The organism is Novosphingobium sp. CCH12-A3, assembly GCF_001556015.1.
Lineage (GTDB): Bacteria > Pseudomonadota > Alphaproteobacteria > Sphingomonadales > Sphingomonadaceae > Novosphingobium > Novosphingobium subterraneum.
Genome location: NZ_LSIA01000026.1, coordinates 1 through 8,388, shown reverse-complemented (window position 1 = coordinate 8,388; position 8,388 = coordinate 1). Strand labels below are relative to the sequence as shown.

Genomic DNA, 8,388 nt, shown 5'->3' with positions numbered 1-8,388 from the left:
CACGTGGCTTCACGTTGTAGTCAATCACCCGCTTCACGCAGACCAGGGCTTTCATGCGTCGTGCTCCTGTTAAGTGGTTTGGGGCGCGGGGAGGTCGCGCGATCCAGGCAAGCGTCCTGCCCACGCCCCGCCTGCAACACAAGGCGGCGAAAATGGCATAAACTATTCTAAGGGGAGTTATTAGGGAACGCGGACCAAATGGCTGCCCTACCCCAGCATAATCAGGCTGGCGTTACCTCCGGCGGCGGTGGTGTTGATCGAGGTCGAAACTTACTCAAGCAGCCAGTCGGGATTGTAGCTCAGCCCGCCGTGCGGTTCACATGCGTGGACCGAGACGATCGGCCCGTCGAATTGCGCCACCTCGGCCACGACGGGTGCTGCATCGCCCTCCACCAGCGCTGCAGCGAACGGCGCATCAGCCACCGCAGGAAACGCTGCAGCCACGGCGGCGGGCAACCCGTGCGGCAAGGCCACCCCCTGCACAACGCCGCGATTGCCGGTGGCGAGCACCACGGCCATCTGTTCGAACAAGCCGCCGCGCGTCTGCGGGCGCAGCAGGACCAGCCCACGCGGGTGCAGCGCATAGAGGTTGCGTTCGCCCACCGACCCGGCCAGTTCGCGCTCTGCCCCCAGCGGCGATGCGGCGGCACTTTCGCCCTGCGCGTCCAGCCAGTCGGCGAATTCATGCACCGGCGTGGCGAGGTGTGCGGCGCGTGCGGCATAGACCGGCGCGCGGCCCACCAGCCGCCCGAGATAGAGCGGCCCGCCGGCCTTTGGCCCGGTGCCGGACAGCCCACGCCCGCCGAATGGCTGCACCCCGACGATGGCGCCGATGACGTTGCGGTTGATATAGACGTTGCCGACCTTCACCCTCGCGGTCACGTGGGCCATCGTCTCGTCCAGCCGAGTGTGCAGGCCAAAGGTGAGACCATATCCGGTGGCGTTGATATCGTCGATCAGTTGGCCCAGCCGGTCCCGACGGAAGCGCAGCACGTGCAGCACCGGACCGAACACCTCGCGCCCGAGATCGGCGATGCTGTTGATCTCGATGATCGTAGGCACAACGAAGGTCCCGTGCCTTGCTTCGTCCGGCAGCGATACCTGCTCCACCGCCAGCCCCTTGGCGCGCATCGCGGCGATGTGCGTCTCGATATTCGCCTTGGCCTCTGCGCTGATGACCGGGCCGGTGTCCACGTTGAGGGCATCGGTCCGGCCGATGCGCAGTTCGGCAAGCGCGCCCTTCAACATGGCGAGCGTGCGGTCGGCAACTTCCTCCTGCAAACACAAGATGCGCAACGCTGAGCACCGCTGACCTGCGCTGTCGAAGGCAGAGGCGATCACATCGGCGACAACCTGTTCCGCCATCGCCGAGGAATCCACGACCATCGCGTTCTGTCCGCCGGTTTCGGCGATCAACGGAATCGGCTTGCCCGAGGGCGACAGGCGGGCGGCCAGCTGCCGCTGGATCAGCCGCGCGACTTCGGTGGACCCAGTGAACATCACCGCCGCCGTCTGCGGCGCGCCGACCAACGCTTCACCGATGGCGCCATCGCCGGGCATCAGTTGCAATGCATCGGCGGGCACCCCCGCCTCATGCAGCAAGCGCACCGCCTCGGCGGCGATCAGCGGGGTTTCTTCGGCCGGCTTGGCCAGCACTGGGTTACCCGCCACTAGCGCTGCGGCTACCTGCCCTGCAAAGATCGCCAACGGAAAATTCCACGGGCTAATGCACACTACCGGGCCGAGAGGCGCCTGCGCCATGCCAAAAGTGCCCCGCGCCTGCGCCGCTTAATAGCGCAGGAAGTCGATCGCCTCGCGTACTTCGCCAATGGCGTTGGGTAGCGATTTGCCCGCCTCGCGCATCACCAACCCCAGCAGGAACGGCATGCGCGCCTGCATGGCATCGGCCGCACGTTCCAGTACAGCGGCGCGCGCCGCCTCCGGCGTGGTTTCGATAACTTGGCCCACCACATCACGGTGGTCAGCAGGGTTGAAAACCGGGCGAATTGTGCCCCGTCCGTCTGCCGGCGCGGCAGTCCAAGCGACGTCGGCGCTATCCAGCAACTGCCTGCTCAACATGGCCAGCGTGTACTCGTTGCTCAGGTCAAGACCTGAGGAATTGCGGCGATCCAAGTACAGTGTGCTAGCACTACTTTGGCAGATTTCTGCGGATCATTCGTCGCCATCGTTTACGGCAGTGCGGGCATGTTGGCGACGGAGGCTGGCTGAGTTGGGTCAGGATTGCCTGCCTGATGGCAGGCAAGGTCGGCTGCGGCGGCGGGCTCGAGCTTCTTTTTTTTCCCGACCCGCTGCCCTGAGGCGACGGGCTTGCAGGAAGGCGAACGCGATCATGCTCATGAGGGTGTGTCGGTGAAGTCCCTGCCACGATCGTCCCTCGAAGTGATCGAGGCCGAGCTCTTCCTTCAGCTGTTGATGGGCTTGCTCGCAGACCCAGCGGGCCTTGATGGCGCCGGCCAGCTTCCTGAGCGGTGTGTCGACGGGCAGATTGCTGAGGTAGTATTTGCGTTCGCCGGTGGAGCGGTGCTCGCCGACCAGCCATACCTCTTCGCCGGGAAGATGCTGCTGGCCGAGATCACCGATCCGCTGCGGCGGGCCGTCTGCCACCCGCACGCGCATGGCAGCAAAGCGCGCCGACAGCTTGCCCTTGGTGCCGCGCCGCCAGCTCACGGTCTGCCACTTGGCGCTCTCGAGCACTTCTTGGGCGGGACGCGAAGCAACGTCAGGCACATAATTCTTGCGTGGCCGTCCGCGGCCAGCAACCGGGAAGATCATGGCAACATCGGCCGGATAGACCTTCTGCTTGTAAGGTATGCCCACTGCCCAGGTCAGACCGCGCTCGGTCAGTGCCTGCCGGAACGGGCCGGACAGGCCATAGCCAGCGTCGGCCAATATGCCGCCGAAGCGCACACCAGCGCTGCGCACGCGGTCGATCTCGGCAAGGGCGATATCGGGCTTGGTGCGATAGGCGCGCACCTCTGCAGGAACCTTGGCACGGTCCATCCGCGCCGCATTGCTGGTCCAGCTCTCAGGCAGGAACAGGCGCAACCCGATCATGACCGGCACTTCGTTCGATGCCAGCGTCACCGACACGAGGGTCTGGCAGTTTGCGTTCTTGCCCAGCGCCGAGGCATATTGCGGCGCCACGCCGACCGACGCACGCCCCTTCTTGGGCAAAGCCGTGTCATCGATGATCAGCCAGGCAGCGCTGCCACCTACAAGTGCATCGGCCTGCCGACAGAGTTCCTCCTCCAATGGCGCGCTGTCCCACAGGGCACCCCCGATAAAATGGTGCAGCTGATCGTAGCCAATCCCCGGCGAACGCATCGCCATCGGCTGCACGCTTTTGCGGTCACCAGGCCCGATCAACCCCTCGACATATGCCGGACACATCCGCGCCCTGCGCCGATCGCCCAACATCCCCACAAAGGGCGCGAGCCACTCCGTCAGCTCATCCCGCCATGCTTCCACCATCGCCAGCCTCCACACGCTGACGATCTTGATGATGTGGACGCCCCCGCACTGACCGGCACTGCTATGGTGGTGGTCTCAGCATGTGGGATGAGGAGCGTTCGAGATGACGATTGTGACCATCGGATTGGATTTGGCGAAGAACGTATTTCAGGCGCATGGCGTTGATGAAGAAGGAAATGCGGTGCTGGCCAAGAAGCTACATCGCAAGCAGATGTTGCCGTTTTTCTCGAAGCTATCCCCGTGCCTGATCGGCGTCGAGGCTTGCGGCACGGCGCACTACTGGGCGCGGACGCTCGCCGCGATGGGGCACGAAGTTCGCCTGATCCCGCCGGCCTACGTCAAAGCCTATGTCAAGCGCGGCAAAAGCGACGCGCTCGATGCCGAAGCGATCTGCGAAGCCGTGCAACGACCAACGATGCGGTTCGTGCCGACAAAGACCGTTGAACAGCAGGGCATCTTGATGACTCACCGCGCTCGGTCCCTGCTGGTGCGTCAACGCACCATGCTCGCCAATGCCTTGCGGGCGCATCTGGCGGTGTTGGGTCTGGTCGCGAACCCTGGCATCGCCAACCTCGCGAAGCTGGCAGAGCAGGCGATGGCCGACAAGGATGCCTTGCCGCCCTATGCCCGGTCAGCACTGGAGATACTGATCCGCCAGATCATGACGATCAACAGCGAGGTCGCCGCGCTCGACCAGCAACTGATCGCCTGGCATGCCGCGAGTGAGGCCAGTCGAAGGCTTGCCGCGATACCGGGGCTTGGCATCATCACGGCAACAGCCATCGCCGCCACCGTCACCGATCCGGATCAGTTCAGATCCGGCAGGCAGTTCGCCGCGTGGCTTGGTCTGACACCGCAGCAGCACTCGACGGGCGGCAAGACTCGGCTCGGCGGCATCTCGAAGCAAGGTGACCGGTACCTGCGAAGGTTGCTCGTCGTTGGGGCCACAGCCGTCATGCGCCACGTTAAGGACAAGCCAACGCCGATGGCCGACTGGATCAGGAAGCTCAGCGAGAAGAAGCCATTCCGGCTCGTCTCGGTGGCCCTTGCCAACAAGCTGGCCCGGATCGCCTGGGTGGTACTGACCCGCAAGGAGACATATCACCCCTACGCACATTTGGCCTGATCACCCAGGTCACCCGAAATGGTAGTGGCAGTCGATGATGAGTAACGATCGAGCCAATGGTGAAGCCAACCCGTCTGATTCAATGCGCTTCAACGCGCGAGAGCCTGTTTAGGGACCTCACCGGCGGATTTCCATCAGGGCCAGCGGCAGCAACAATGCCGCACAAACAGGCCGGACATATGAAAGCAACCGATCAAACCCGTCGCGACACAATGCCCTTGCCAAGGGGGCGTCCACATATGAATCACGATAAGCGACTCTTGTGAATCTGGAGGGTTCTGTGAGGTCGCGCGGCGCCGACGGCCGGGCTTGGCGCTGTGCGCGACCTCATTGAAGCCGGATTGAGCGAACCCGCTGACGCGCGCGCGACCTATGGGATTAGTGCGATAACACTGATCGCTGTGTGCTGGGGCTGGATGCCCCCAATGCCGCGATACCGGTGGTTGCGACGCCGGAATGTCGGCATAGGTCGCGATGATCGTCGCATTAATCGACAATTTGCGCGGGCTACGGAGGGACACTTCTGCCCGGTGTGTGGGTCTGGAAAGACCTGGACAAAGGGGGGCGTGCGTTCGTCGGCGTCATGGCCGCAACGCTGCTGGGTCTCATGTTTGGTCCGAGTTCTTATGGTCATGACGTATCGGGCCATGGATGCAATCGTCCGAAGTACCATCGCGGAAGCGCGGCGGTGATGCGCAAGATGCCGCCACAGCATGGACACTGAGTGGGGTCGAAGTGCGGAAGCTGCCTCGCGGTCTCGCCGACTTCGGCCGCGGCAGTCTCAGTCGGCTTGGTAGGGGTCAAAAGATGTCGGATTGCGGCGAGCCGTGCACGGCGACAGCCATTGGCGAGGAAGCCATAGTGGCGGATGCGATGGAACCCGTCCGGCAGGCTGTGGATGAGGAAGCGGCGGATGAACTCGTGCGGATCGAGCGACATCAGCCTGGATGCGTTGCCATGACGGTAGTCGCGCCAGCGGAAGGTTACGGCGGCCTCGTCGGCGCTGACCAGGCGGCTATTGGCGATCGCGACCCGGTGCGTGTAGCGGCCAAGATAGGCAAGGACATGCTCGGGTGATCCGAACGGCGGCTTGGCATAGACTATCCATTTCTTACGCCGCAGCTTGCCGACCGCGGCGGCGAAGGTGCTCGTGTCGTCAAACCCATCCAGCTTGCCAGAGAAGCGCAACCGGCCGGCAGCATGTGCGACCGCATGCCGTTCGAGAAACAAGCGTCGGAACAGGCGGGAGAGGACATGGATGGGCAGGAAAAAGTTCGGCCTGCAACCGATCCACCGTCCATCCGGAGAAAGCGCGCCGCCGGGGACAAGGCAATGAACATGCGGATGATGCGTGAGCGCCTGACCCCATGTGTGCAAAATCGCCAAGAACCCGATCTCGCCCCCCAGGTGACTGGGATCGGCGGCGATGGTCTTGAGCGTTGCCGCAACGGCATCGAACAAGATCGCATAGACCACCGCCTTGTTATGAAACGCGATCTCGGCGACTTCGCTCGGCACCGTGAACACGACGTGGAAATAGGGCACTGGCAGCAGATCGGCCTGTCGGTCGGCAAGCCAGCGTTCGCGCGTCACACTCTGGCACTTGGGGCAATGCCGATTGCGGCAGGAGTTATAGGCGACGCGGGCATGCGCGCAGTCTTCGCAGGCCTCGATATGACCACAGAGCGCCGAAGTCCGACACAGTTCGATCGCCGACATGACGCGGCGTTCCACGCGGCCGATATGGCCGTCATGAGCATCGCGATAAGCACGGCCGTGGTGGCGGAAGATATCCGCCACCTCCAGATCAGAACGCACCGTCGCCGCTCAGGCCGGTGGTACCACCTCAAGGGTCAAGCGATCGAACGGGCTTTGTGTACCGGCGATCGTGCTCGTCGCCACATGGGTGTAGCGCGCCGTCGTCGACAAGTTGCCGTGCCCTAGCAGAACCTGAATGATCCGGATATCGGTGCCGCTCTCGAGCAGATGCGTCGCAAAGCTGTGCCGAAGCGTGTGCACGCTCACCCGCTTGACCAGGCCCGCCGCCTTGGTCGCCGACCGGCACGCTGCGTGCAGGACCTGAACATCGATCGGCTTGTCGCCACGACCAGGAAACAGCCATTCTTCAGGGCGCGCCAGTCGCCAATAGGTCCGCAAAATACCCAGCAACTGCGGCGACAGCATGACAGTGCGGTCCTTCGCACCCTTGCCATGGCGAACCTGGATCAACATCCGGTCGCTGTCGATATCTGCGACCTTCAGACTCACCGCCTCAGCGGCGCGAAGTCCTGCGGCATAAGCCGTCGTCAGTGCGGCTCGAGCTTTGAGCGATGACACCGCTTCGAGAAACCGAACCACCTCGTCGGCACTCAGGATCGCCGGCAGTTTGCGCGGTGTGCGTGCATACGCGATCCGCTCCGGGATCTCCGCACGGTCCAACGTCACGCCATAGAAGAAGCGAAGGGCACAGACCGTCTGATTGAGCGCGCCCCATGACACGCCTTGCGACACCAGATAGACCTGAAACGCACGGACATCTTCTAGCCCAAGCCGATCCGGTGAGCAACCGTGATACTGGCTGAACCGTTTGACCGCGTGAATGTAGGATCGCTGCGTCGCAGGTGACAGGTTGCGCAGGCTCATATCGTCGATCATACGACGGCGCAGCGGGCTTACCGCTGCCGTGACATCAGTCATGGGATAGTCTCCTGGTTGCAGGTTGGTCTCAGCAACCAAACCTTCCCATCAGGAGGCCATTCCAGCCAATACGCCACACTCTCCCGCGTCAGCGGGTCGTCTAATCGCGCCTCCGTCAAGCCCCGCACTCAAATCGTTCAACGTGATGCCATGCGTGTGCCGGGAACAGGGTCGTCTACGCGGTCGACACAATCTTGATCGCCGCAGGATGGGTTCCGTAGCCGAGATCTTCCTATGTTCGTGACGCAATCTGCAGCAAGGCAGTTGCTTCCCGCTTCGCGGAATGATCCCAACTGCGTCCCGGCAGGGACGGCTCGATGCGCCCCACTAGGGCGCAAACTGATGAATGTGCTGAGAATGATGGCCTTTGCGTTCTGCTGATCAGGCGGGGACGGCCGTTCCTGCATTGGGATTAAACAGTTCGCCGGTCTTCAGCATTGAGTGCATGATCACTGCCAGCTTGCGGGCCAATGCAACGGCTGCTCGTTTGAATCCCAACCGCTCCTTCAGCGCCAATGCCCACGTTCGCAACGCGTTGGTCTCAGATGACCTGTTCAAGATCACGGATGCTGCCTCGTACAGCAGCGTGCGGAGTCTGCCGTCGCCACGCCGCGAGATGTGACCTTCGTAATCAACCTCGCCTGATTGATATCGCTTCGGTGTCAGCCCCACCCAAGCGCCTACGGCGCGCGAATTCTTGAAATTGATAGAATCCTCGACCGCAGCCGCAAAAGCCGTGGCCGTGACCGTGCCCACGCCAGGCACTGAGGTGAGCAAACGGCAGCGTTGGTCTGCACCAGCCATGACGACCAATTGCTTCGTTAACTCCGCCACGCGAAGCCGGATGTCACTCCAGGCTTTTAGGAGCGGCAGGATGATGCTCGCCAGATTGTCTTCGCCATCCAGAAGAGAAATGACGTTACGTTCAAAGACGCTGCCGGCGCCCTTTGGAACCACAAGGCCAAAAGTCTTCAACAGTCCGCGTATCTGGTTCGACATTTGGACCCGCATCTTCATGGTAAGCGCGCATTTCGTAGCACGCTGCTTCCGTAGGCATTGCGGCCATCATAGTT

The 8,388-nt window shown here is 62.7% G+C and carries 5 protein-coding genes and 1 pseudogene; 1 reads left to right on the top strand and 5 read right to left on the bottom strand.

The genetic code is table 11. The features are described 5' to 3' along the window. Nucleotides 1-207: 207 nt before the first annotated feature. Both AX703_RS02205 and AX703_RS02200 read right to left on the bottom strand, forming a co-directional pair. Nucleotides 208-2,139 (bottom strand): annotated as a pseudogene (locus tag AX703_RS02205) (L-glutamate gamma-semialdehyde dehydrogenase); the annotation flags it as partial. A 96-nt stretch (nucleotides 2,140-2,235) separates the two neighbouring features. Further along, complete coding sequence (locus tag AX703_RS02200; protein WP_062342344.1) at nucleotides 2,236-3,492, bottom strand: IS701 family transposase; 1,257 nt, start codon at nucleotides 3,490-3,492, stop codon at nucleotides 2,236-2,238. A 103-nt stretch (nucleotides 3,493-3,595) separates the two neighbouring features. Between AX703_RS02200 and AX703_RS02195 the strand changes: the two genes are divergently transcribed. Further along, nucleotides 3,596-4,618 (top strand): IS110 family transposase, encoded by a 1,023-nt coding sequence (locus tag AX703_RS02195; RefSeq protein ID WP_062342342.1) that lies wholly within the window; start codon nucleotides 3,596-3,598, stop codon nucleotides 4,616-4,618. Nucleotides 4,619-5,248: 630 nt separating this feature from the next. On the opposite strand, the gene AX703_RS02190 is transcribed toward AX703_RS02195, so the two are convergent. The 3 genes from AX703_RS02190 to AX703_RS02180 form a co-directional block, all read right to left on the bottom strand. After that, the gene (locus AX703_RS02190) at nucleotides 5,249-6,436 is read right to left on the bottom strand and encodes an IS91 family transposase (protein WP_062342340.1); all 1,188 of its coding nucleotides are present in this window, start codon (nucleotides 6,434-6,436) and stop codon (nucleotides 5,249-5,251) included. A gap of 9 nt (nucleotides 6,437-6,445) precedes the next feature. Further along, on the bottom strand, nucleotides 6,446-7,315 hold the full coding sequence (locus tag AX703_RS02185) for a tyrosine-type recombinase/integrase (protein ID WP_062342338.1): 870 nt from the start codon (nucleotides 7,313-7,315) through the stop codon (nucleotides 6,446-6,448). A 381-nt stretch (nucleotides 7,316-7,696) separates the two neighbouring features. Beyond that, nucleotides 7,697-8,332, bottom strand: coding sequence for an IS110 family transposase (locus tag AX703_RS02180; RefSeq protein WP_231735315.1), 636 nt, complete (start codon nucleotides 8,330-8,332; stop codon nucleotides 7,697-7,699). Nucleotides 8,333-8,388: the final 56 nt, after the last annotated feature.